Source organism: Dendronalium phyllosphericum CENA369 (assembly GCF_016056275.1).
In the GTDB taxonomy this organism is placed as follows: domain Bacteria; phylum Cyanobacteriota; class Cyanobacteriia; order Cyanobacteriales; family Nostocaceae; genus Dendronalium; species Dendronalium phyllosphericum.
Genome location: NZ_JAECZA010000315.1, coordinates 25344 through 49379, shown reverse-complemented (window position 1 = coordinate 49379; position 24036 = coordinate 25344). Strand labels below are relative to the sequence as shown.

Sequence of the window (24036 nt, the reverse complement as noted above, 5' to 3'; positions counted from 1 at the left end):
CCTCTGCCCCTCCTCCCCTCTGCCCCTTATTTTGAAAAACTGATAGTGACTATGAAAGCAATTATGGTAGTGGGAACAACATCCCATGCAGGGAAATCACTGATAAGCACAGCTATTTGTCGCATTTTGTCGCGGCGTGGTTGGCGAGTGGCTCCCTTTAAAGGTCAAAATATGGCTTTAAATGCCTATGTCACTGCCAGTGGAGGAGAAATTGGCTTTGCTCAGGCGGTACAAGCTTGGGCAGCAGGAGTTGTGCCTTGGGTAGAAATGAACCCCATTTTACTCAAGCCTCAAGGGGATATGACTTCCCAAGTAATTATTAAGGGCAGACCTGTAGGCAAGGTCAACGCTGCGGATTATTACGAGCAATATTTTGAACTGGGTTGGCGAACAATCGAAGAATCCCTACAGCATTTGGGTACAGAATTTGATTTACTAATTTGCGAAGGCGCTGGGAGTCCGGCAGAAATTAACCTCAAGCACCGCGACTTGACTAATATGCGGGTGGCTAAATATTTAAATGCACCAACTTTACTGGTAGTCGATATCGATCGCGGTGGTGCTTTTGCCCATGTGATTGGGACTCTAGAGTTACTAGAACCTGAAGAACGCGAACTAATTAAAGGTGTTGTAATTAATAAGTTCCGAGGACAGCGATCGCTTTTAGAACCAGGAATAAAATGGTTAGAAGCACGTACTGGTATCCCCGTTGTTGGTGTTATCCCTTATTTTCAAGAAACGTTTCCGGCGGAAGATTCCCTTGACTTACTCGATCGTAATTCACGCAAAACTCACGCTGACCTCAACATCTCCGTCATCCGCTTACCGCGGATTGCCAACTTTACCGACTTTGACCCTCTAGAATCAGAACCCACAGTTTCTGTAAAATACCTCAGTCCGAAACAAGATTTGGGACACCCAGATGCTGTAATTCTCCCAGGTACAAAAACCACAATTGCTGACTTGCTATTACTGCAAAGAAGCGGTATGGCAGAAGCAATACAACACTATGCCGCATCTGGGGGCACAGTATTGGGCATCTGTGGTGGCTTCCAAATGTTAGGTCAAATGATAGCCGACCCAGAGGGTATAGAAGGACAAGCTGGTAGATTTCAAGGTTTAAATCTTTTACCCATCAGAACAGTAATTACAGGGCAAAAAATAGCCCGTCAGCGCCAAGTTAGCTCAAATTACCCGCAAATGGGCTTACCAGTGAACGGATTTGAAATTCACCAAGGGCGATCGCGCATCGAACAGCCGCAAAATGAGAAAGGAGATAGTCAAGCCTATCAACCTCTATTCGATGATGTTAACTTAGGGTTAGTGGATAGCTGTCAATCAGTTTGGGGGAGTTATCTCCACGGGCTTTTTGACAATGGGCCTTGGCGACGCGCTTGGTTAAATCGCCTCCGTCAACAGCGGGGATTGAAATCTTTGCCAACTGGTGTTGCCAACTACCGAGAACAAAGAGAGCAGATTTTGGACTCTTTGGCCACTGAAGTCGAAAGCTATTTAGACTTAACACCTTTTTTGTCTTAGTTAAACTAGTATTTCATGAGCGTTCGCGTCCGCTTTTTACCAGATGATATTACCGTTGATGCCGAAGTGGGAGAAGCCCTATTGGATGTAGCAGACCGGGCTGGAGTGCTTATTCCTACGGGCTGTCTCATGGGGTCTTGTCACGCTTGCACGGTGGAACTTGAGGATGGAGAGATCCTCCGCGCTTGTATTACAGCAATACCACCAAAACGGGAAGAAATAACAATAAATTTATACAGTGACCCAACTTGGTAGATGAATAATCTAAATTACCAATCGTAGCATCATTAGCAGAATTGAATCCGCGCAATTGATACAAGTGATTTTTGGTAAAGTTGCTTCTCAATAATTTCAATAAAAAACGTTCACAGTGTTAAACATGAAAGTGTTTTGATATCAAGATTTTGGCGGATTCTAATCTAAATTAGGAAAATTTTGAGCGTTTTGTGAAATTTTAACCAATAATCAGATACAATTTACCAAAGCTGAGACTTACTCAGTTTGGTTTAATTTTATATTTAAAGACTAAATTAATAAAGCAACTTAATAACCGCTATCTTGCTGCTCTGCTAGTGGATACTGTTGCCTTTGGCTTTGCTGTTTTACAGTAAGAATCTCGTCTTACTTATGTGTAAACGGTGATGCCTACTACTTTGATTGACTATGGTAAAGCTGATGTTCCAATTAATCTTCTAAATTCTGAGAGGAAATTGAAAGGTAAAGGTAAACTATTAGCAATTTATCCTCAACACATCTGAATTGCTGAGGGTAGGCCAAAATAAATTGACTAATTATTTATTAATCTTATATTTAATATTTAAATTTTAAAATAATGACAAAAAAAATTAGAGAACTTAAGCAAATGCTTCGTCAAAATGGTTTTATAGAACTTCCAGGCAAAGGAAGTCATACTAACTGGGTACATCCCTTATATACTGGAAAAATCACCGTTTCAGGTAAAGACGGAGCAGATGCTAAGTTCTACCAAGAGAAGGAAATAAAACAAGCAATAGCGGAAGTCGAAAGGAAAAAACAAGATGAGTAATCTGAAATACCAGATGGTTATTCAATGGTCAGAAGAAGATAATTGTTTCTTGGTAGGATTACCGGATTTTCCCGGACAACGTTGGCGAACTCATGGGGATACTTACGAATTGGCAGTAACCAACGGCATTGAAGCCTTAGAATCTCTAATTATTGCTTACGAAACTGTAGGCGATCCCCTTCCAGAACCTACAGTGTGTAACGCCGCATAGTTTCAGTTTTTGCGATGTCAACTTGCCGACGGTAGTTAAACCACTGCCTTAGCTATTAGACTTGATATCCAAAGCATATTGTTTAAACCTTTCCAAATCAGCTTGAATCGTCGATTCAACTACCCGTCCTAAAAACAAGTTATCCATGATTTTGCCAAGAATACCAGGAATAGCATAGGAGACTGTCATTTTGACGATGCTACTGCTGTGGCGATCGTAAAAGCGAATCGCTCCTTGATTTGGCAAGCCATCAACCGATTCCCATTGAATAATTTGATTGGGGATAACTTTCAGAATGCGGGATTTCCAGGTAAATTCCAAACCGCCAGTATTTAGTTTCCAAAGAGATATATCTGGATTGTCAGGTGGAATATTGACTGAATCAATCCACTTCATCCAGCGGGGCATTTGCTCTAAGTCAGACCAGAGACTCCATACTAACTCTATGGGAGCTTCTACTTCTACTTGTACGCTATGTTCTAGCCAATCTGCCATTCTATTTAGATTTAAGATTTTGAATTGTAATAGATAAGCGATCGCAGCACTAATAGCTATTGCTTGACGTTCTCCAGAATTGCTTTTGCTGCGCGTCGTCCAGAAATTGTTGCACCTTCCATACTATCGATGTAGTCTTGCTGAGTGTAACTACCCGCGAGAAAGAAATTAGGTACTGGTGTCTTTTGGTCGGGGCGGTAGGCATCCATTCCCGGCGCTTCTCGGTAGAGAGACTGAGCCAATTTCACCACGCTATACCAAGTCATATTTAGCTCTCGTGATGAGGGGAACAGTTCGTGGACTTGCTTGAGGACGTGCTGCGCGATCGCTTCATTGCTTTGTTTAATAAACGGATCTCCTGGTGTCAGCACTAACTGCAACAATGACCCCTGTCCTGGACGATAATAATCACTAGGGCTAGTCAAAGCCAAATCCGCAAAACAAGAAAAATCAGCATCGGCAGTATACAGTAAATTATCTATCCCTACCGCATTATTTAGCTGTTTGCGTTTTTCCTCGTCTTGCAGTTCCGTCACCCAACCATCAAATCTCAGTTGCACGGTTGCAACTGGCACTGCATCCAATTTGTAAATATTGTCAAATTCTGACCATTTACGCCACTCTTGCGGTAGTATACGCTGAATTCCTGGCACATCACAAGCAAAAACATAAGCGTCCGCAGTAATAATTTCTGCTGTATCACCTTCGGCAACTGCTATGCCAGTGACGCGAGTTTGTTCGCTTTCTTCAGTAAACTGAATTTCTCGCACTTGCCGACGCGTATAAACTTTTGTGCCCCTAGCAGCCAAGTATTCCAGAATGGGCTGATGCAGATACTTATTAGGGGAACCTTCCAGCATCCGCAGTATTGAAGCTTCAGTTCTAACTGCAAAAAACTGGAAAATTGTCAACATACAGCGCGCAGAAATATTGTTGCAATCAATAAATCCTAGGGCGTAGGCAATGGGGTTCCACATGCGTTTGATGCTACCTTCACTACCACCGTGACTGCGAAACCAGTCAGCAAAGCTGATTTTATCTAGGTCGCGGATGGTTTTCATTGCTCCGTTGAAGTCTACCAAACCGCGAACTATGGGGCTAGTACCCAAGGCGATCGCATTTTGCAATTTATCCTGTAAAGAGAGTTGAGAAGTTGTAAAAAATGCTTTTAACCCATTAAAAGGCGCACCTGTCAAGAAGCGAAAATCTAAAGCTCCAGTACGTCCCCCTTTGTTGATAAAAGTGTGGGTATGTTCTTTAAGCCGTAAATTCGACAATGCCCCCACTTTATTCATCAAGTCGAACAGTTGGTAGTAGCACCCAAAAAATACGTGCAACCCCATTTCAATATGGTTGCCATCTCCATCAATCCAACTGCCGACTTTACCACCCACAAACGGACGGGACTCAAAAATCTGGACTTCACAGCCAGCATCAGCTAAATCTACAGCGGTTGCCAGCCCAGCTAGTCCCGCACCTACGATTGCAACGCGCATTCCGTCCTTCCTTTTCAGTTTCTTTACAGATTGTAACTGGGTTAGTGTCGGAATTTGCTACTTCTGTCAAGCCCACCACTATGTAGATGCACAATATAGGAAACATGTAGATGCACAACAGTGCTATACCTTTTGGTAATAAATTTGCTTTTTAATCCTGATGATGGGATGGGCTTATTACTTATGCAATTGTATTTATCTACACAAACTCTAGCCAATGAATGCGAACTAAAAAAGCGTTACAGATATTTCTTTGGTTTTAAAAATGATGAGTTTTGATGCGATCGAAACACCTCCTTATCTACTGGTTTCCTTACTATCATCGGATACAGGTAACCCTCTAATTAATTCACGAATCACATCAGTTGCAGGTCTACCTGTTTGCTGACAATATTTTTCTAGTTTCTCTGCTTCCTGTGCTGCTAAATTCACAGTTATACGTTTGACGGCCCATTTTTTATTAGTCATTACCATGTTATCTGCTGTGTGTTAACATCATCAAAAAAAACAACTAACTCTAGATGAAGACGATAAGATTATCAGAGTTTGTGTCGAGAAACAAGCAATCCCACTAATACTAAAAACGCTTGCTTTGTCAACTTGTTTATCATTTTCCAGTAAAATATAAGGATGGGATTACTATTGTGACAGGAAAGATAGCCAACTTTCACACTATAGATACAGTGACCTCCAGATTAATTCAACAAAGGTTGACATTTAAATTGTCTAAATGAATTTGAGATACCTCCTATTCACTCAAACAAGATTGCTCAAATTCTTCTTTATCAAAAGCATTTCGCCTTCTTTACCATTTAAGGTAACCTAATATCTCTAGAGGAAAGATATTCCATCATAAGACTTATAGGGTGTTACTTAGTAGCTATACCAACGTGGTATCTATAGCGAGCAATGGCCCTAAAGTATCTACTAAGGAACGATGCCTTCACAGAGAACAGTATTTTTAATTTCACCTAGTTAGGATCGTATAACTTGATAACAACCACATCAATGACTATTGTGTGTTGTCAAATCCTAGTTATTTTTACTGTTACATACATCTGCACTACTTATCTCTAGTTTATAGGTTAGGAAATACCTATTTGATATAGATTGCTATTTGCTTAAGTCTATCGCTTTCCTTCAGTAGTCTTGTTATTAGATATAGCGCAAGATATAGATGTTTAGATGTAAATATCCAATACTTTTGGAGATACCTTAAAACAATTATCTGCTATTAGTCCCAGATGATTTTGAGACTCATGTCTTGTTTCTAAAGACTACTGAAGGAGCTTAGTTTTGTTTTAGTTGTTAGACAAACTCTCCTAAAATTTTTGAAAAAATTGCTGATTTTTATTGGTTTTACCAAGAATTTCAGATTTAAAGTCTTATTTAGATTTTTATCATATTCATTTATATACTTTTCATGTAAATACTTTTTGGCTCATTGCTAATGTAGAATTTTGTCTTTATCTTCTCGATGTTTTATATCTAAAACACTTTAAAAATTCTTGTGCTAACCTCCTTTTTGAAAAAAAAATTATGCTTTAGCAACTTTTCACTTGTAGTAATATTTGCTGTCATTTTCTTGTGTACGGCTATTATAACCAGGATTTAGATGCTTTAAATAATCTTCATTCAATGACTATTTAATACACTCGTTCTTCTTCATAAAAAAAACATAAAGAAAAAGTTATTAACCTAAAAGTTTAATTAACATTTTTGACAAACAACAAAAATAATCAGCAAAAAATGCTTGAGATAACGATCGAATATTCAAGTTAAATCAATAAATATAGAAAAACTAACCTTTTGTTAGTTTGATGTTGGGTATTGTGCAGCTTTCTATCGACTTAATTTAACTACACAGCCATCAAAAAAATATGAAAATATACGTACTTTATGAAGTTTCGGTAAAGTGACCTTGTCATGAAATGATACCTGCAATCAGCAACTATAAAATAAGTAGAAGTCAGGAGACGAAGGCAGTCCCGATGAAAAAATTTTCATCACCATGCATGAAAAAGGAATATTCCCTACACCCCACACCCTACACCCTTTTTCAAGTCAGGAGGCGAAGGCAGTCCCGATGAAAAAATTTTCATCGCCATGCATGAAAATGGGGCTGGGGGCTAGAGACTAGTATTTTTACTCAGCACTCAGCACTGTCAATGCTTTAGAGGCTATTTTACTCTACGTTGCGGGAACCCTCTTTCGCGCAAATCTTTTGACTCAATTTGTGCAATCACCTTGGACATTAGATCCAACGTCAAAATTTTTACTTTTATTCTCTAAAAACTCAGAATTATCGCTAAGTACTGCATAGCGTAACTCAAACTGTAATCGTAAATTCATTTGTGTGTGATACCATTTCACCAAATAAATGATACAAATAATTTCTCCTCTGCCCCTCTGCTCCCCTGCGGCCTATTCGTATCAAATTTAAAGTGAAACGGTATGAGCTAGAAAGCAGAAAGAACTTTTATGTACTCGTGTTCCCTCATCTCCTTAGTTTCCAGACTCTAATAAATAAATCAGCGCCTCTATAAGGGTTTGATTTTGTTCGTCAGTGCCAACAGTAATACGTAATTTATCTTCTAGCCTTGGCTGGTTGAAATAGCGAATTAAAATTCCTCGTTCCTTCAGTTTTTGATAGAGGTATTCGGCGTTTCCCTGAGGAGGTTGTGCTAGTAAAAAGTTAGTTTGAGAATCCCAAACATGGAAACCTAATTGTTTTAAGTCTGTTGCTAGCTTAGTTCGGGAAGCCTTAATTTTTGCTACACAAGCATTTTTATAATCTTGGTCAGTGATGGCAGCCGTACCAACAGCACAGGCGATCGCATCAATATTATAACTGTCCTTCACCTTAAACAATCCATGCAACAGCTTGGGATTCGCTACCCCAAATCCCAACCGCAATCCTGCTAAAGAGTATCCCTTAGAAAGAGTGCGAATCACAATTACATTCTCGTATTCTTTTACCAAAGCTAAGGCATTGTCTTCCGTAAAATCCACATATGCTTCGTCAATTACTAAAACCCCTGATAACTGGCTGGCTAGTTTTCGCAGCTCATCTTTTGGCACAACATGCCCCGATGGACTATTTGGCGATGCAATGAATGTTACAGACCCATTAATAGCAACCAATTCTTCTACAGGTAGACTGTAATCTTCTCTATAAGCAATCTCAGTAATATCCGCAGCTTGGATCTCGGTTAAAGTGCGATATAGGACGTAAGTTGGCATTGGATAAACCACTTTCCGCCCAGGTTCAGCACAGGCGCGAATCACCACACTCAATAGTTCATCGCTACCATTTCCTACAATTATCCAATCGGGAGGAACTCCTAAAACTTTACTTGCAGCTTCTCGAAACTCTCCCCCCAAAGGTTGGGGATACCGTCGCAACGACTCGCCATCAATATTCTGCAACACCGCTAGGGCCGCAGGTGAGGGAGGATATGGGTTTTCATTGCTGTTGAGTTTAACAATCTGTGTACCGCGTGGAGGCTGTTCGCCGGGAACGTAGCTAGCCATTGCATCAACATTGGAACGGAAGTAATTGGTCATAAGCAATTTTTAATTCCCCAAGGCGGTACTAGCGGTTTTTGAGTAGGAACTATTAGTTTACTTTATAGCAATTTTACAATTACCCCGTATTTACCCTGACTGTACAAAGTTTTTGTCAATATATCTTGAAGTAGCTCCGCAATCCTACGAATTTAGTTTAGTAGTTGGGTATATGACTATAAAATTTAAATGTACCCAACTCAATGAAGCGATCGCCTTTCGTCAAAATCGCCATGATAGTTCTACTTTCTCTTGGCAGTCTTGGTATTGTTGGGGGAAGTTTTTTTCTCAGAAAAGCTTTTAGCAGCACTAGTGATTCGGAGATAATAACTGATACGTCGCGCTATGGAGAAATTCGCAATCACCTGTGGTCTGATAATAACGAAGTAAAACATTTTCCCGATAAAATTCCTATTGGCGATCAATCTGTACGTATTGCTTATTCTCCCGGCTTTTCACAAGGGGGTAGTTATTTTCAAGTTAGGCTAAAACAGCCGCCAGATCGGCTGCAAAAATTACTTTCACAATATAGAAATATTGCTCAACGCAAATATAGAGGTGGTAATACTAACGATCACGCTAATTTGCCTAATGGTGTGCCGACAACTTTCTTTTACACAAGTGACACTCGTGCAGAATCTTTTCCAGCCACTTATGAAATATTAGTATTAAATGCACAAGATAAAGGTAGCCCTGGTTTTAAATGGAATCATGGAGACAGCTACGGTGTAGCTATTGATAGTTCAGCTTCAGAAATTGTCTATTGGGCTGAAAAATGGTAGGTAAAAATTAAAATTAATCAGCTTCATGCGAAAAATTGTGATTGGGGTGATGGGGCCTGGAGAAAAGGCTAAAGAAAACGATTTGCGAAATGCTTATGAATTAGGTCAACTCATTGCTAAACAGGGATGGGTTTTATTAACTGGTGGTAGAAATGTGGGAGTAATGGATGCAGCAAGTAAAGGTGCAAAAGCTAGCAATGGTTTAACTATTGGCATCCTCCCCAATGATACCCAGGACGGTATTTCTCAAGCGGTAGATATTGCAATTTTCACAGATATGGGAAATGCTCGTAATAATATTAATGTTCTCTCCAGCGATCTGGTAATTGCTTGTGGTATGGGTGCAGGAACCGCTTCAGAAATTGCTTTAGCTTTGAAAGGAAAAAAGCAAGTGATTTTATTGACTGATGATGAAGAAAGCCAAGTTTTTTTCAGAAAATTTCCCCAGAAAGTGTTTATGTTGTGGAGAATGTAGCGGATGCGATCGCTACTGTTAAGGCAATTTTATCGTAATTATTAATCAAAGCAAAAACCAGAAGTAAATATAGAGGTTACAGAAGTGCGATCGCATAATACACTAAATCTCTAGCTAGCAAGTTTAGTCGTAGTAAAAAGAAAATGAAATTCCGTAAATATACTTAAGAGTTAGAGAAAGCAATATTTATCTTTAAATTCAGCCTTTACCCGGAATACAAACGCTTTATGGGGCACTTATGACCTATTAGCTGCGTCAAACATCCTGGTGTGCTAATTGTGCCTCAGTTTCTTTGAGGCAGATTTTTGCTGAGTCGCATTGAATAAACGAGTACTAACTAACCAATTTATAGTAAGCATAAATGCTTATAAAATATAAGGCTAGTAGGTTCCGTCGTAGAAACATGCGATCGCAAGTGTGGGTAGCTAACAGATTGTTCAAACCTATGAAATTAAGTTTCCTTCTCCAAGGTTGGCGACAGAGATGCCCTATGGTGAGGCGGTTCCAGTATTGGATGCCAATTCCTCCACTTGAGGTTTCCCCAAAATCGCAGTTGGTTTGCTTCTCGTTGATTGCGAACTTCCCAACCCAAAAGGCTTTTCGTCAGATATTGCTTAAGAGCCTTTTCCCGTTCCTAGTTTTGATATCGTTTGTTACGGTCTTGCTGGTGAATAGTTTCACCCCTGCGATCGCGCAACTACCACGTCAGGAAATTCGTGGAGTTTGGATGACCAACAATGATTTTAATACCCTCAAGGAACGCTCCAAGGTGCAGGAAGCCTTGAATCAACTACGAAGGCTGAACTTTAACACAATTTATCCTGTCGTGTGGAATTCCGGTTATGTAATGTATCCTAGTGCCGTGGCACAACGTGCAGATATCCAGCCTTTTGTTTTGCGAGGTACAGATGGACATGATATTCTTGCAGACCTGATTAACCAAGGCCATCGCAAAGGACTGCTCGTAATTCCTTGGTTTGAGTTCGGTTTCATGGCTCCCCCAACCTCAGAACTGGCATTGAATCATCCAGAATGGTTCACTCAAAAGCGAGATGGTAGCCAAACTTCGATCAGTGCTGCTGGTGAAGTGATGTGGCTCAATCCCTTCCATCCAGAAGTACAGCAGTTTATCACCAGTCTCGTTTTGGAAATCGTCACCCAATATGATGCAGATGGCATTCAGTTTGACGATCACATGAGTTTACCTCGTGAATTTGGTTACGACCAGTACACAGTGAAGTTATACACTCAAGAAACTAAGAAAAATCCTCCCAGCGATGCCGAAGATCCAGAATGGGTGCGCTGGCGAGCAGATAAAATCACAGCCTTTATGGTGCAACTCAACCAAGCTGTGAAGCAGAGAAAGCCCAAAGCGATTTTCTCTGTATCTCCTAACTACTATGACTTCGCTTACAAGTTTCAGCTGCAAGATTGGCTGAGTTGGATACGGCTGAATATTGTAGACGAGCTAATTGTGCAAATTTATCGTCCTGATTTGCAAGGTTTTATTGCCAACATTGCCCGCCCAGAAATTCAACAAGCCCAACAAGTCATACCAACTGGAATTGGAATCATGGCAGGGTTGCGAAATCGTCCAGTTTCAATTCAGCAAATTCAATCTCAGGTACGGGCTGCCCAAGGACGTGGTTTAGGTGCGATCTTTTTCTACTATGAAAGTCTCTGGAATGAAGCTCCAGAACCTTTAAGCGAAAGGATAGCTGCATTTCAAAGTCTCTTTCCTGCTCCCGCATTCCGTTCTGCGCTTGAATAACATCGTATAGCTATAGCTTGTTATTAGGCTTAACATCCCTATATCCCTATACCCAGCCATAGCAGGAGTTTCACGTTTTCTTAGTCACATTCCGCCATAGCATCTATGCACTCAATTTGAATCACAGACATTGAGTGCTTGGCGGACTTTTGAAAGTGAAGATCGAAGCGCTGCAATTAAAAGTAAAAGTGAGACTATTCCCGCTTTTTGAACTAATTGTCAGAAGTAGCAAACATTTTTTGGCTTCAGCGTGCGCGTCGTTGGTTAAAGTTCCAAGGTTGCGGTATATGCTGGGATAAAGAGCGATCGCATTATTTAGCTGGAGTGCCCGAAGTTCCAGACTTTTTCGGTCAACTACGCCCGACAATTTCTCATAGTTACGGTTATACTACCATCATCGCCGCCTTTATTGGACGGTTGAAAGCAATTTTTATACATGTAGGCGGCGAATAAGCGCAAATTTAGCTCAGTCTTTCTTTAGCACTAGCTGGAATGTTTCAAGTATCTTATTCTTTTAGTAGCAGATATATTTAACTACGAGCGAGTAAAAATTAGATAACAGGGAACAAAAATTTTAGGTAGTCTTCAATGGACAAGTCTATCAGAGGCAGATATATTAATTTACAAAAGAGTCCGACTATAGTTAAAAAATAGGTAGATAGGAATCTAGGAGCAAAAGTTAACAATTCCTGACTCTTGACTTATTACCAATATTTAAGGAGATTCAATGTGTTTACCAATAAATTATCTCAGATTTTACGAGTAGGAACAATAATACTGGTAACTGCTGGTAGTGGTTTTACTTTGAGTATGCTTTTACCTAAAAGCGGACTTAACCATGTGTTGGCTATGAAAAAGTCAGCAGATGAAACGATGAGTGCAACCGCCCAGAATGTTGTCCCAGTTCCAAACCAGACAGTAGAAATACCAAAAGAATTTCAGGGAAAGGTTGTTTATCAAGGCAAACTAAAACCAAAGGAAAAAGTCATCGCCTTGACCTTTGATGATGGCCCGGGGCCGAAAAACACAGCACAAGTATTAGAAATTTTAAAGAAAAATCATATTAAAGCGACATTCTTCATGATCGGGGAAATGGTGAAATATTTTCCCCAGATTGCCAAGGAAGTAGCTGCTGATGGTCATATAATTGGCAACCACACATGGCATCATTGGTATCGCCACATGAACGCACTGACTGCGGCTAGTGAAATTGACAAAACAGCAGACATCATCTACAAAACTACAGGAGTGAAAACAACTCTGTTTCGTCCCCCAGGTGGCTTTTTGCATAATGGATTAGCTGACTACGCCGAAAATCAAAAGTACGCTGTCATGATGTGGTCAGAAATGTCAGGAGATGCCGAACGTCGTTCGCCCCAAGTGCCAGGAATGATTGCAAATGTGCTAAAAAGTGCAAAACCTGGAGCTATAGTGTTAATGCACGATGGTGGCGGTAACCGTTCCCGAACAGTCAAGGCTTTACCAGCAATTATTGACGGTCTGAAGGCCCAGGGATATAAATTTGTGACAATACCCGAACTGTTGGAAATGCAAGCCAAAGAACAAACTCTAACAGCAGCATTACCCGCGAGCGCAAATCACGAACATCCAAATTAACAGTGATAAACTGTGCTGAGTTAGGAGTGAGGAATTAGGAGTCATATTAAGTCTGGTCGAGTGCTCATGATTAAATCTAACTTGTCTTTGCGTGCTCATATATTCCTACTTCCTTACATCGAACGCGACAATTTCTGATTTTTGATTTGTTTGGAACTAGCTTCTGTGAAGTCAGTAAAAACCTTTATTAGCTTATGAATTCCCTCGCTACCTCCGGCAATTAATCCTCCTGTTAATAATGCATCTAAACATCGAAATATACTTACTTGGATTGAATTATTGAAATCAATAACTACGAGTGGTTCAATAGAGCGAATACCTACTGCACTTATTAAAATTCCGAAAAAAAGGGATGTCCATAAAGCAATAATTCTTGTATCAGCTTTATAGGCTATTTGTTTGCGTTCTCTTTCATGTAAATCGTTAATTGTAGTAAAAAAATTCTCAGGTGGGATATTTCTGTTTTCTAGCTCCTCTGGATTTATATTGGGATTCTGCAACATTTGCTGTTCCAAACTCATTCCTTCAGGCGGAAGTCCACTGAACTTATAGATTTCAAAAGCAGCTGGTGAAGAATTTTGCTCTTCAAGAAATCTTCTGTTTTCAGAAATCAAGGTCTTTTGCTGTTGGATTGAAATTTCTAATTGTTCTGTTGTTGAACCTCGCCAAGTAGTTATAAAAACTTCTAAAGAACGTTCTAACAATAAAGAAATAAACAATAGTAACGAGAGCGACTGAATAATATCACTCAGCCCAAATGATTTTAAAATAAATGGTTGAGGTGATAACCATGCTGACAAAGTTACTATTAAAAAACTTATAATAATTAAGAAAATAAATAGAGGAGATTCTGGAGAAAGCTTGAGCAAAGTATCTATACTCCTGTTAACGTCACAATAATTAACACAGTGTTAAGGTGAGAACTACACGTGCTGAGTAACTTAACAGTCTTAATTTCAGACAACAGCAAACAATTGATTGGTCAATTCTGAGAACCAGAAGTGCGATCGCACCTGATACAGCAAATTTAAAATTATTGAATTGCCGATCGCTACGCTCTTTCATCTTTGTGCTTGCCAATTTGCCAAAATAGAGCTGTAGGCTAGAATAACTACCCTTCCAGCGTGGCTTGATGGCAAACATTCAAGAGCAAGGGTTGGCTGGTTTGATGAATGAAGAAGAAGGAAGTATGGACAGCAACAACTGGTTACAACAGTTAATGATGCTCGGCATTGGCACAACGTCTTTGATGGCAGAAAAACTGCGACAAGTCAGCGATGAATTGGTCAAAGACGGTAAGCTCAATCCCGATCAAGCTAAGGCAGTGATGGATGATGTTGTCGAGCAGTTAAAGTCCGAGCAGGGAAACTGGGAAGCTCAGATGCAAAGGCAAATGCGAAATATGATGCAGGATTTGGGGGTGGCTCGTCAATCTGAGGTGGATGAACTGCGCGGCAGAATTGACCGTTTAGAGCGTCAAGTACGCGATTTAGAAAATAAGCTTTGGCGTTAGGATGTCTTTTCTGATTTAAACTATATGTGTCCTGTTGGTATTCTTATTTTCAGATTACCTCAGTAGGGAGGACTGATTTTGAAAACGATTTTACTTAGCGTGGGGTTCATGCTGGTATGTGTTGTAGTTCTAGTATTGGCACAAGTTGGTAGTAAACAGGATGCCATCGCTGCTAATTTGACTCAAACAACACCAGCACCCACTAATGTTACTGAAAACAATATCTTGATTGCGAGCAAGCCTATGTCTGATGCCGATGTTGTAACTACCTCCTCTGGACTGAAATATAAAGAGATACAAGAAGGAACAGGGGCGACTCCTAAAACCGGACAAACGGTGACTGTTCACTACACTGGCACTTTGGAAGATGGTACAAAGTTTGATAGTTCGCGCGATCGCAACCGTCCCTTTGACTTTAAAATCGGTGTCGGACAAGTTATTAAAGGTTGGGATGAAGGACTCAGCACTATGAAAGTAGGCGGTCGTCGTGAGTTAATCATTCCCCCAGAATTAGGTTACGGTGCACGTGGTGCTGGCGGCGTGATTCCACCCAATGCCACCCTGATTTTCGATGTGGAATTGCTAGGAGTTAAGTAAGAAATACTATTATTCAGCAGTCAGTAGTTCTCAACTGCTGACTACTAACGAGCTAGCGCTGTGCGGTAAGTCCAGCTTCGCACAGCGTCTTTTTTAACACAAGGATAGGGGTTTCCCGACTGAGAACAAGTGGCGTAGTCTATAAATCTGAAAATTCCTGTAAGGGGTAATTTAGCTGAAAACATTGAAGCAAGCGATCGCAGCACCTCAGCCCTAACCCCTAAATTTTAGTGTCTAGCCTTATGGTAGTTTAAGGGTAAACTCATATATTGCAATAGATAACTTCTACCTTCATGACTGGAGAGCTAAACTTTGGGAATAGAACTACGCAGTTTCGTATTTCTCGACAGCCTGCAACCTCAACACGCAGCATATATAGGAACAGTAGCCCAAGGTTTCTTGCCATTACCAGGAGATACATCGCTGTGGATTGAAATCTCTCCTGGTATCGAAATTAATCGCATTACTGATGTTGCGCTCAAAGCTGCCTCTGTGCGTCCGGGTGTGCAGGTAGTCGAACGCCTGTACGGTCTATTAGAAGTTCATTCTGCCTCTCAAGGAGAAACACGAGCTGCTGGTCAAGCGATTTTGGCAACATTAGGAGTCCGAAAAGAGGAATGTCTGAAGCCGCGTGTTGTTTCTACCCAAATTATCCGCAATATTGATGCTTACCAAACACAACTTATCAATCGCACTCGACGCGGACAGCTATTATTAGCAGGGCAAACGCTGTATGTATTAGAAGTTGAGCCTGCTGCTTACGCTGCTTTGGCTGCCAATGAAGCCGAGAAAGCAGCAGCGATTAACATCCTGGAAGTGCAAGCTGTAGGTAGCTTTGGACGGCTGTACTTAGGCGGACAAGAACGCGATATTCTGGCTGGTGCGGCGGGAGCATTAACGGCGATTGAAAGTGTCGCAGGTCGGGTAAATTCCCAAGGGCGCAACGAATAAAGGAGAAAAAATGGCAAATCGAGAGCATCTGGCTTTACTGAAAGCTGGTGCAGTCACATGGATTGAGTGGAGACAAAAAAATCCCCAGATTGAAGCAGACCTGAGTGGCGCAAATTTGCAAAGTGAAAACCTCAGAGGTGCAAACCTCCAAGGAGCAAACTTGAGCAGAGTGGATCTAAGTAATGCTTTACTCGTGCGAGCCAACCTCAGCGATGCTGACCTCGGTAGTGCTAACCTTTATAAAGCAATTTTAATTGAAGCCAATCTCAGCGCAGCTAACTTGAGTATTGCTAATTTAAGCGGTGCTACACTTACACAAGCAAATCTCAGTTCTGCCAATTTAATTGGAGCTGATTTGAGTGAAGCAAATCTCAAAGGCGCTATCATCGCGGATGCTAACTTGATTGGAACTGACTTAAGCGGTGCTAACTTGAGAGATGCCGATTTAGGTACAACAAAGCTTTGTCGGACTAACCTCTGTTTTGCCAACATGATTGCAGCTAACTTGATTGGGAGTGACCTTAGTGAAGCAAAGCTTTACGGGGCAGATTTGATGGGAGCTTACCTTTATAAAACTGACTTATATAAAGCCAATCTAAATCAAGCTCACTTGAGTAGTGCATATTTGTTACGGGCTAACCTCAGTGAAGCTGACTTGAGAGGTGCTAACTTGAGCTGGACTAACCTTAGCAAAGCAAATTTAGCCGGGGCCGATCTTAGAGGCGCTAACCTCAGAGGCGCTAACCTGAAGGGAGCTAACCTCATCGGTGCGAATCTTCAAGATACGATTATGCCGAACCTCAAGTAATTCGTAGTAGGGGCGAACGGCCGTTCGCCCTTATTATCTAAACCCGTGCCAATATCGGCTGACTCTCTGTACCATTGAGTGAGTTTGCTTCTGACTCCGTACAGTAAATTTCACAGGAGTTATTTGGACTTTCGATCAGTTTGACTTTGTAAAGCTTTGCTCCCAATTCTTGAATGGGCGATCGCAGTAAATTACTAATGTAAAGTGCGATATTCTCAGCAGTGGGTACGACTTCGGCAAAGTAAGGAATGTCTTTGTTTAAAAAGGTGTGATCGAATGGCTCTACTACATAATCTTCTATCGCCTGATTCACAGCACCTAAATCGACAATCATCCCCGTGCGCGGCTCGATTTCTCCTTTAACAGTGACTTCTAGATGGTAGTTGTGTCCGTGACCGTGAGGACGGGCACATTTACCGTAAATCTCTGTGTTCTCTTCGTTACTGAGGTTAGGATGAGCCAGCCGATGGGCGGCGCTAAAATGAGTGCTGATGGTGAGGTAGGCTTCCATTGCGTTTCCCGTATAATCTGCCCAAAGTTCAGGATGTTCAAACAACTGCACGCGGACTAGAGGCAAATAAGGCACTAACCGTTGCCAAATTACCCGTGCAATATTCTCAGTAGTAGGTAGAGTTTCTTGAAATTCTGCCCACACATCGTTGAGATAAGAAAAGTCTAGTTGGCTTGTAACTTCGCGCTTGATTACCTGTTTCACGTCTGACAAGTTCAGCACCATGCCATATTCATTCAATTCTCCAGCTAGAGAAATAAATAAGACATAATTATGCCCGTGTCCGGGAAATCTAGAGCAAGCACCAAATTTCTCAATATTCTCGGCTTCACTCAGTTCTGGCAACCAATAACGGTGGCTTGCCGAAAATTGAGCGCGGCGATTAACAATACATTGCATGAGTATGGCAACAGAATTTAAAATTTCTTAACTTTTGATACTTCCAGCATAAACTAATTCCTCGGTTGTTTGTCATGTGACTGGGGCAACAGAGCAGGGGGCAGAGGGGTAGAGGAGAATTTCCTCATTCCTAGCCCCTTTAGTCTTTCTGGATACTCTCACTGCAAGCCACATATAGCCGTCGCCAGTAGTGTTAGGACATCAACAGACGATCAAACCTAGACACAAAAAGACTTTTCACCCAGTCCCCAGCTATATTATGCGCTTTTCGTCAAAAACTTCTACTAAATTGACATTCATCGGTGAAAGTGACTACATTTAGATAAATTATTTCTTTAAATAAAAACACCTGTTATTTGTTAAGAATTATAGTTATTTTCGGAATATTTATGCTGGAATAGTTATCTATATGAATAAAAATATAGCCGTCTTAAATAATTCGGTAAAAATAAAATTATTTGCTTCTTTAATAAGCTGTTAATTTGCGTATTCCCATATTTTTAAATATTCTCTCACCTAAACATGATTATTAAATTTTTAATACAATCTCTGCTTGCCCTAACGCTTGTATTAGGAATAGCAGGGTGCAATTTTTTGGGAATTTCTTCACAGAAAGAACAACTACCAGTTGTTTCCCCACTCACACCACCAAATCTACCAGATTGGATTGAACAAATTAGTCCCATTGGCGATGCTAAACCTCTTAACCAAATTCGCATCCGATTTAAAGAGGCTTTAATCCCAGTTGAAAGTCTTGACAGTTCAGAACAGCAAAAACTATTACAAAAATTTGCCCTTTGGCCTCCCTTACCGGGTGAATTTCGCTTTTTAACGCCGCGTATGGTAGGCTTTCAAGCTAATAAAGCACTGCCTAATGCTACTAGATTTCAAGTAACTCTAAAATCAGGTTTAGCAGACTTAAAAAATCATCGTTTAGATAAAGATTTAGCTTGGACTTTCAATACTGAATCTATCAAGCTAACTGACTTACCTGGAGTTAATCCAATTGAGAAGGCTGATGTCGAACCAATTGATTTACAGCAAAAGTTGCAATTTACCTCAAATGTGGAATTAAATTTAGCTTCCGTACAAGAACATCTACAGTTAATTCCAGAAAGTAAAAATAAAGGTGTACGTTTCCAAGTTGAATTATCTAAAGAAGAAAAACCAGTAAAAGACAGTGAAGATCCTTTAGAAAAATTTGACCCTTCAGCCCGCAATTGGATTTATCATCTCATTCCGCAGCAAAGCCTTGAAAAAGCAACTCGTTATCGCTTAACGTTTTCTGCTGGAGTTCTACCCAATTACGGTAATTTGCCTACCGATAAGGAAATTGTTAGTAAATTAACAACTTATTCGCCCTTAGCATTTCAGAAAATTAACTTTTATGGACAGCCAGATTCCAACGGAACCTATGGACGATTTCTCAAAGGCAGTCCTCAGCTAGAATTTAATAATATTTTAGTAGCAGATTCAGCTAGAGAAAATATTAAACTTAATCCTGCACCAAAAGATATTTCACGAGTTATCCAAGTAAACGATGAAGATAGAATTGTTACTATAAATCCTTATGCACTAGAACCAGCTAAGACTTATACAATTACTATTGGTGCAAATCTCAAAGATAAGTTTGGACAAACTTTGGGTAAGCCTGTCACAGTGAAGTATGAAACTGGAGATTTAGCTGGGGACATTTGGATACCGTCGGATTTGCATATTTTTCCCGCAGGTAAAGACTTACAGCTAAATATCAGCACTGTAAATCTGCCAGAATCTAAATACAAAGCTGCATATAAAGTAGTACAACCAACAGATTTAGTTTATTTTAATTCTGCTTATCCCCAGGGTAATGATAATGATTTATTACCGCAACCAAGTAAGTGGCAAAGCTTTAAGGTATCGGCTAAGAAAAATCAGTTAATTGATGTCACAGTACCTCTACGAGAAAAACTTGGTAAAGCTACAGGAATGTTAGCTTATGGCGTACAGGCACGCACTAATAAATATCAGGATAATGGGAAAACGCTGTGGCAAGAACCTACGACTTATGGCTTGGTTCAATTGACGAATTTAGGTGTATTTTCTCAGTGGTTTCCTGATTCGGGATTAATTCGCGTCAATCATCTTAATGATGGTTCGCCAGTGAAAGCTGCTGCTGTTGAAATTTATCCATCGAAATTACAAGCAAAATCTCAAACTGAAACCTCACCTTGTGCATCAGATAAAACTGATGAAAATGGAACTTTAAGAATTAATAGTGATAACTTAAAGCAATGTTTTGCTGGAAATAAAAGCTTTGTCAAATCACCAGAATTGTTAGTAATTGCCCGTGAAAATCAAGATTGGGCATTTGCTAGAACTGAAGAATATAGTGGTGTTTATGGCTACGGCATTGATGCAGGTTGGCAAGACGGGAAGCCGGAATCACGCGGAGTAATTTTCTCGGATAGACAGTTGTATCAACCAGGGGAGAAAGCTTGGTTTACTGGTTTCACTGAATATTTACAAAATGGCAATATTCAGCAAGATAAAAATGCTGTTTATCAATTAACTTTAGTCGATCCTGACGGGCAAAAAACCGATTTAGGTACGCAAACGACAAATGAGTTTGGGACGTTTTCCTTGGAAGTACCAATCAAGACTACGCAGCGTTTAGGCTATTATAAAATTCAAGGTAAGGGAAAGAATGGGCAGGAGATTTCTGGTGAATTTCGCGTAGCCGAGTTTAAACCACCCAATTTTAAAGTCGAACTCAATTTAGATAAAGAATTTGCCTTTTTAGATGACAAAGTTGAGGCAAAAGCTACAAGTAACTATCTCTTTGGTGCACCTGTGGAAGGTGGAGAAGCAAAATATTTTGTGACTCGCCAGCAGACAAATTTTATTCCTAAAAATTGGGAAGCATTCTCCTTTGGCAGACAATGGTTTTGGCCGGAGGAAAGTCCTTCTATTCCTAGCGACGTGTTGCAAACTAATACCCAGCTAGATGCTAATGGTAAAAGCGAACAAACAATAACGGTAGCTAAAGATTTACCATATCCCACCATTTATCAAGTGGATATACAAGTTGCAGATGTGTCTAATCTGTCTGTGGCAAACTCCAAAACTTTTACAGCTTTACCAAGTAATCGTTTGATTGGTTTAAAAAGTAATTTTATTGCTGATGCTGGAAAAGCTTTGCCAATTGAAGTTATTGTAACTGAGCCGACAGGAAAACCAATAGAAAATCAACGCCTACGTCTGGAATTACAACAGATAAAATACAGTAGTGTGACGCAGGTTGTAGAAGGAAGTCGGACTCCGAAAAATCAAGTTGAATACAAGACAGTTGTACAAACAGAAATTCAATCTACTAGCAGTCCGCAATCTGTAAATCTTACACCACCAGAATCAGGTTCTTACCGAATTCGCGCTAACTTTAGCGATGCTAAAGATGAGTCAAGCGCTACAGATTTGCAAATTTGGGCAACTGGAGAAAATCCGGTATTTTGGGGTTCGAGAGAAGAAGATATCCTAGAAGTTAAACTAGATAAAAAAGAATTTAAACCGGGTGAAACTGTCACTGCACTGATTCAATCTCCCTATCCAGATGCGGAATTGTACTTTGCTGTGGTTAAAGATAAACCGCTTTATCAGCAGATTACTAAAGTCAAAGGAGGCGCGCCCCAAATTCAGTTTCAAGTTACGCCGGAAATGTTACCTAATGCAGCAGTGCAAGCTGTGTTAGTCAGACAAGGCGCACCTTTAAATCAGGTAGAACCGGGAAGTTTAGATAACTTGGTACGCATTGGCTTTACACCTTTTAAAGTCAACTTGGCGGATAAATATTTACAGCTGCAAGTGAAGCCAGTGCAAGCATCACTCGAACCTGGTGCAGAGGAAACTGTACAACTGGAATTAAAAGACGATCGCGGTAATCCCACCAAAGGACAATTTACAGTTATGGTGGTAAATGAGGCGGTATTGCAACTTTCTGGCTATCGTCCGCCAAATTTGGTTGATACAGTTTACGCCGAACAACCAATAGCTACCCGTTTTAGCGATAACCGCCCAGATGTGATATTACAACCTCAAGATATAGCGAAACCCAAAGGTTGGGGTTACGGTGGTGGGTTTTCCAGGGGTGCAGCAAATACTCGCGCCCGCACAAATTTCCAAGCGTTAGCTTACTACAACGGTTCAGTTCTGACTGATGCTAATGGTAACGCCCAGATTACCTTCAAACTACCAGATGACTTAACTACATGGCGGGTGATGGCTGTCGCCACCGATGGAAATCTGCGTTTTGGTAATGGCGATGCAACGTTTGTTACTACTAAACCACTGCTAACTAACGCCATATTGCCACAGTTTGTTCGTCCGGGCGATCGCATCCTCGGCGGTTTATCTGTCACCAACAACACTGGAAATACTGGAAGTCTCACAATTAATAGCGAAGTTAGCGGTACGGTGAAGTTTGCCCAGAAGAACCCCACAACTACTTCATTGCAAACCAACGCTGAATCAGCTACTCATGCTTATCGCTTTGGGATGGTGGCTGATAGTGCAGGAGTTGGCAAAGTTCGCTTTAACACTCAATTAAATAATACAGCAGATGCTTTTGAAGTACCTTTGGAAGTTAAGCCGCTGGAAATTACAGAACAAGTTGTGGAAACGGGTGTCACTGAAAAGTCGGTGAAAATTCCTCTGAATGTTGATAAAAACACCTTCCCAGAAGCGGGAGGTTTAGATATTCAGCTAGCGAGTACCTTAATACCAGAAATTAAAGCACCAGCCAAACAAGTTTTAGAAGATGATGATTTACCATTTACCGAACCTGCGGCGAGTCAATTAATCATTGCTAGCAATTTGCAAATTTTGGCACAAAAATATAGTCAAACCTTTGCAGAATTTAATCCTAGCCAACAGGTAAATCAAGCAATCGAACAATTGCAAAAACTCCAAGTAGCAGATGGCGGTTTTGCAGCTTTTCCAGGACAAGAAAAATCCGATCCTTGGATTTCTGCTTACACTGCTGAATCTTTAGCCAAAACTAGTCAAGTATTCCCTGGTTTGGTCGATTCTGGAATGCTGTCTCGCTTGAAAGGCTATTTGCAGAAAGTTTTAGCCAATCCCGGACAATACGACTTTTGCAAACAATTATTGTGTAAAACTCAACTGCAACTCAATACATTGATGGCTTTAGCAGAACTGGGAGACAAACGCAATAGTTTCCTGACAGATATTTATCAACAGCGCAACAACTTTGATTTTGTTACTCAAATTAAACTGGCGCGATATTTATCTCAATTCCCAGAATGGCAAGATAAATCACAACAAATGTTGAACCAGTTACAAAAAAATATCTATGAAACTGGTCGCACAGCTGTTGTAAGTTTACCCGACAGTTGGGGATGGATGAGTTCATCTACTACAGCACAAGCGCAAGCTTTACGGTTATTTATTGCCAAACAAAGTAAACCAGAAGTAGTAGATAAATTATTCCAAAGTCTTTTGGCACTGCGGCGAAATGGTACATGGCAAACTAACTATAACAATGCCCAAGCACTAACAGCTTTGGTCGAATACAGTCAACTACAACCTACACCATCGAATTTTGTGGCCACAGTGCAACTAGCTGGTAAAAAATTGGCAGAAAATCGTTTTAATGGCTACCAAAATCCCAGTTTAAATGTGAACGTGCCAATGAATAAATTACCCCGCGGCCGTCACGATTTAACGCTGCAAAAATCTGGGAAGGGAACTCTGCATTATTTAGCTGCCTATAATTATCGCTTGCAGGGAAATCAACCGGGTAGATTTAATGGTTTACGAGTTACAAGGGAAATTAGCAAAGTTAATGAAGAGAAAGTTTTGCAAAAAACTGGTCTTTACGCTTTTGATAAACCATTGACTTTAGCATCAGGACAAGTATTTGATATTGGTTTAGAAATTATCGCCGATCGCCCCGTGCAACATCTAGTAATTAAAGATCCATTACCAGCAGGCTTGGAAGCAGTAGACGCGAGTTTCCAAACTACGACAGCTGCCTTGCAAGCAAAAGCCGATAGTTGGCAACTGGGATTTAAAACAATTTACCGCGATCGCATTATCGCCTACGCCGACCGCCTTGAACCAGGAGTTTATAGTCTGCATTACTTAGTTCGTTCTGTGACTCCCGGTACATTCCTCTGGCCTGGTGCGGAAGTTCATCTGCAATACGCACCAGAAGAATTTGGACGTACTGCCGATTCTACACTGATATTAGAGGACAAGTAAT

Annotated in this window: 21 protein-coding genes; 14 read left to right on the top strand and 7 right to left on the bottom strand. The window is 40.6% G+C overall.

The window, feature by feature from the left end:
• Positions 1-51 precede the first annotated feature (51 nt).
• The 4 genes from cobQ to I8752_RS35805 all read left to right on the top strand — a co-directional run bounded on the left by cobQ (position 52) and on the right by I8752_RS35805 (position 2795).
• Complete coding sequence (cobQ, locus tag I8752_RS35820) at positions 52-1539, top strand: cobyric acid synthase CobQ (RefSeq protein ID WP_214436895.1); 1488 nt, start codon at positions 52-54, stop codon at positions 1537-1539.
• A 15-nt stretch (positions 1540-1554) separates the two neighbouring features.
• Complete coding sequence (locus I8752_RS35815) at positions 1555-1794, top strand: 2Fe-2S iron-sulfur cluster-binding protein (protein ID WP_214436889.1); 240 nt, start codon at positions 1555-1557, stop codon at positions 1792-1794.
• 577 nt (positions 1795-2371) lie between these two features.
• Entirely contained in the window at positions 2372-2584 is a 213-nt protein-coding gene (locus tag I8752_RS35810) for a type II toxin-antitoxin system HicA family toxin (RefSeq protein WP_214436888.1), read from the top strand.
• Positions 2577-2795, top strand: a complete 219-nt coding sequence (locus tag I8752_RS35805; RefSeq protein ID WP_214436887.1) for a type II toxin-antitoxin system HicB family antitoxin — start codon at positions 2577-2579, stop codon at positions 2793-2795. Before I8752_RS35810 ends, I8752_RS35805 begins: the two co-directional genes overlap by 8 nt.
• 48 nt (positions 2796-2843) lie before the next feature.
• On the opposite strand, the gene I8752_RS35800 is transcribed toward I8752_RS35805, so the two are convergent.
• From I8752_RS35800 to hisC, 4 genes are all read right to left on the bottom strand, one after another.
• The gene (locus tag I8752_RS35800; protein ID WP_214436886.1) at positions 2844-3290 is read right to left on the bottom strand and encodes an SRPBCC family protein; all 447 of its coding nucleotides are present in this window, start codon (positions 3288-3290) and stop codon (positions 2844-2846) included.
• 56 nt (positions 3291-3346) lie between these two features.
• On the bottom strand, positions 3347-4786 hold the full coding sequence (gene zds, locus I8752_RS35795; protein WP_214436885.1) for a 9,9'-di-cis-zeta-carotene desaturase: 1440 nt from the start codon (positions 4784-4786) through the stop codon (positions 3347-3349).
• Positions 4787-5083: 297 nt separating this feature from the next.
• Complete coding sequence (locus I8752_RS35790) at positions 5084-5260, bottom strand: ribbon-helix-helix domain-containing protein (protein WP_214436884.1); 177 nt, start codon at positions 5258-5260, stop codon at positions 5084-5086.
• Positions 5261-7291: 2031 nt separating this feature from the next.
• Entirely contained in the window at positions 7292-8353 is a 1062-nt protein-coding gene (hisC, locus tag I8752_RS35785) for a histidinol-phosphate transaminase (RefSeq protein WP_214436883.1), read from the bottom strand.
• A 203-nt stretch (positions 8354-8556) separates the two neighbouring features.
• Between hisC and I8752_RS35780 the strand changes: the two genes are divergently transcribed.
• The 5 genes from I8752_RS35780 to I8752_RS35760 all read left to right on the top strand — a co-directional run bounded on the left by I8752_RS35780 (position 8557) and on the right by I8752_RS35760 (position 12998).
• Positions 8557-9135 carry a hypothetical protein gene (locus I8752_RS35780; protein WP_214436882.1) on the top strand — a complete coding sequence of 193 codons (579 nt, stop codon included), beginning with the start codon at positions 8557-8559 and terminating at the stop codon, positions 9133-9135.
• A 25-nt stretch (positions 9136-9160) separates the two neighbouring features.
• Positions 9161-9610 carry a TIGR00725 family protein gene (locus tag I8752_RS35775; protein WP_225896124.1) on the top strand — a complete coding sequence of 150 codons (450 nt, stop codon included), beginning with the start codon at positions 9161-9163 and terminating at the stop codon, positions 9608-9610.
• Positions 9611-10178: 568 nt separating this feature from the next.
• Positions 10179-11381 carry a glycoside hydrolase family 10 protein gene (locus tag I8752_RS35770; RefSeq protein ID WP_404827143.1) on the top strand — a complete coding sequence of 401 codons (1203 nt, stop codon included), beginning with the start codon at positions 10179-10181 and terminating at the stop codon, positions 11379-11381.
• Positions 11382-11597: 216 nt separating this feature from the next.
• Positions 11598-11834, top strand: coding sequence for a hypothetical protein (locus tag I8752_RS35765; RefSeq protein WP_214436881.1), 237 nt, complete (start codon positions 11598-11600; stop codon positions 11832-11834).
• A 276-nt stretch (positions 11835-12110) separates the two neighbouring features.
• On the top strand, positions 12111-12998 hold the full coding sequence (locus tag I8752_RS35760; RefSeq protein ID WP_318780942.1) for a polysaccharide deacetylase family protein: 888 nt from the start codon (positions 12111-12113) through the stop codon (positions 12996-12998).
• Between the two features lie 113 nt (positions 12999-13111).
• Here the strand turns inward: I8752_RS35760 and I8752_RS35755 are convergent, their stop codons facing one another.
• Both I8752_RS35755 and I8752_RS35750 read right to left on the bottom strand, forming a co-directional pair.
• On the bottom strand, positions 13112-13867 hold the full coding sequence (locus tag I8752_RS35755; RefSeq protein ID WP_214436880.1) for a hypothetical protein: 756 nt from the start codon (positions 13865-13867) through the stop codon (positions 13112-13114).
• A 31-nt stretch (positions 13868-13898) separates the two neighbouring features.
• Positions 13899-14063 (bottom strand): hypothetical protein, encoded by a 165-nt coding sequence (locus tag I8752_RS35750; protein ID WP_214436879.1) that lies wholly within the window; start codon positions 14061-14063, stop codon positions 13899-13901.
• Between the two features lie 124 nt (positions 14064-14187).
• Between I8752_RS35750 and I8752_RS35745 the strand changes: the two genes are divergently transcribed.
• The 4 genes from I8752_RS35745 (at position 14188) to I8752_RS35730 (ending at position 16867) form a co-directional block, all read left to right on the top strand.
• The gene (locus I8752_RS35745) at positions 14188-14511 is read left to right on the top strand and encodes a phasin family protein (protein ID WP_214436892.1); all 324 of its coding nucleotides are present in this window, start codon (positions 14188-14190) and stop codon (positions 14509-14511) included.
• A 78-nt stretch (positions 14512-14589) separates the two neighbouring features.
• On the top strand, positions 14590-15108 hold the full coding sequence (locus I8752_RS35740; protein ID WP_214436878.1) for an FKBP-type peptidyl-prolyl cis-trans isomerase: 519 nt from the start codon (positions 14590-14592) through the stop codon (positions 15106-15108).
• 312 nt (positions 15109-15420) lie between these two features.
• Positions 15421-16059 carry a hypothetical protein gene (locus tag I8752_RS35735; protein WP_214436877.1) on the top strand — a complete coding sequence of 213 codons (639 nt, stop codon included), beginning with the start codon at positions 15421-15423 and terminating at the stop codon, positions 16057-16059.
• A 10-nt stretch (positions 16060-16069) separates the two neighbouring features.
• The gene (locus I8752_RS35730) at positions 16070-16867 is read left to right on the top strand and encodes a pentapeptide repeat-containing protein (RefSeq protein ID WP_214436876.1); all 798 of its coding nucleotides are present in this window, start codon (positions 16070-16072) and stop codon (positions 16865-16867) included.
• 37 nt (positions 16868-16904) lie between these two features.
• Here I8752_RS35730 and I8752_RS35725 read toward each other — a convergent pair whose 3' ends face one another.
• Positions 16905-17777: a 6-carboxytetrahydropterin synthase gene (locus tag I8752_RS35725; RefSeq protein WP_214436875.1), complete on the bottom strand. Its 873-nt coding sequence runs from the start codon at positions 17775-17777 to the stop codon at positions 16905-16907.
• Positions 17778-18299: 522 nt separating this feature from the next.
• Here I8752_RS35725 and I8752_RS35720 point away from each other — a divergent pair.
• Complete coding sequence (locus tag I8752_RS35720) at positions 18300-24035, top strand: alpha-2-macroglobulin family protein (protein ID WP_214436874.1); 5736 nt, start codon at positions 18300-18302, stop codon at positions 24033-24035.
• The last annotated feature ends 1 nt before the right edge of the window (position 24036 follow it).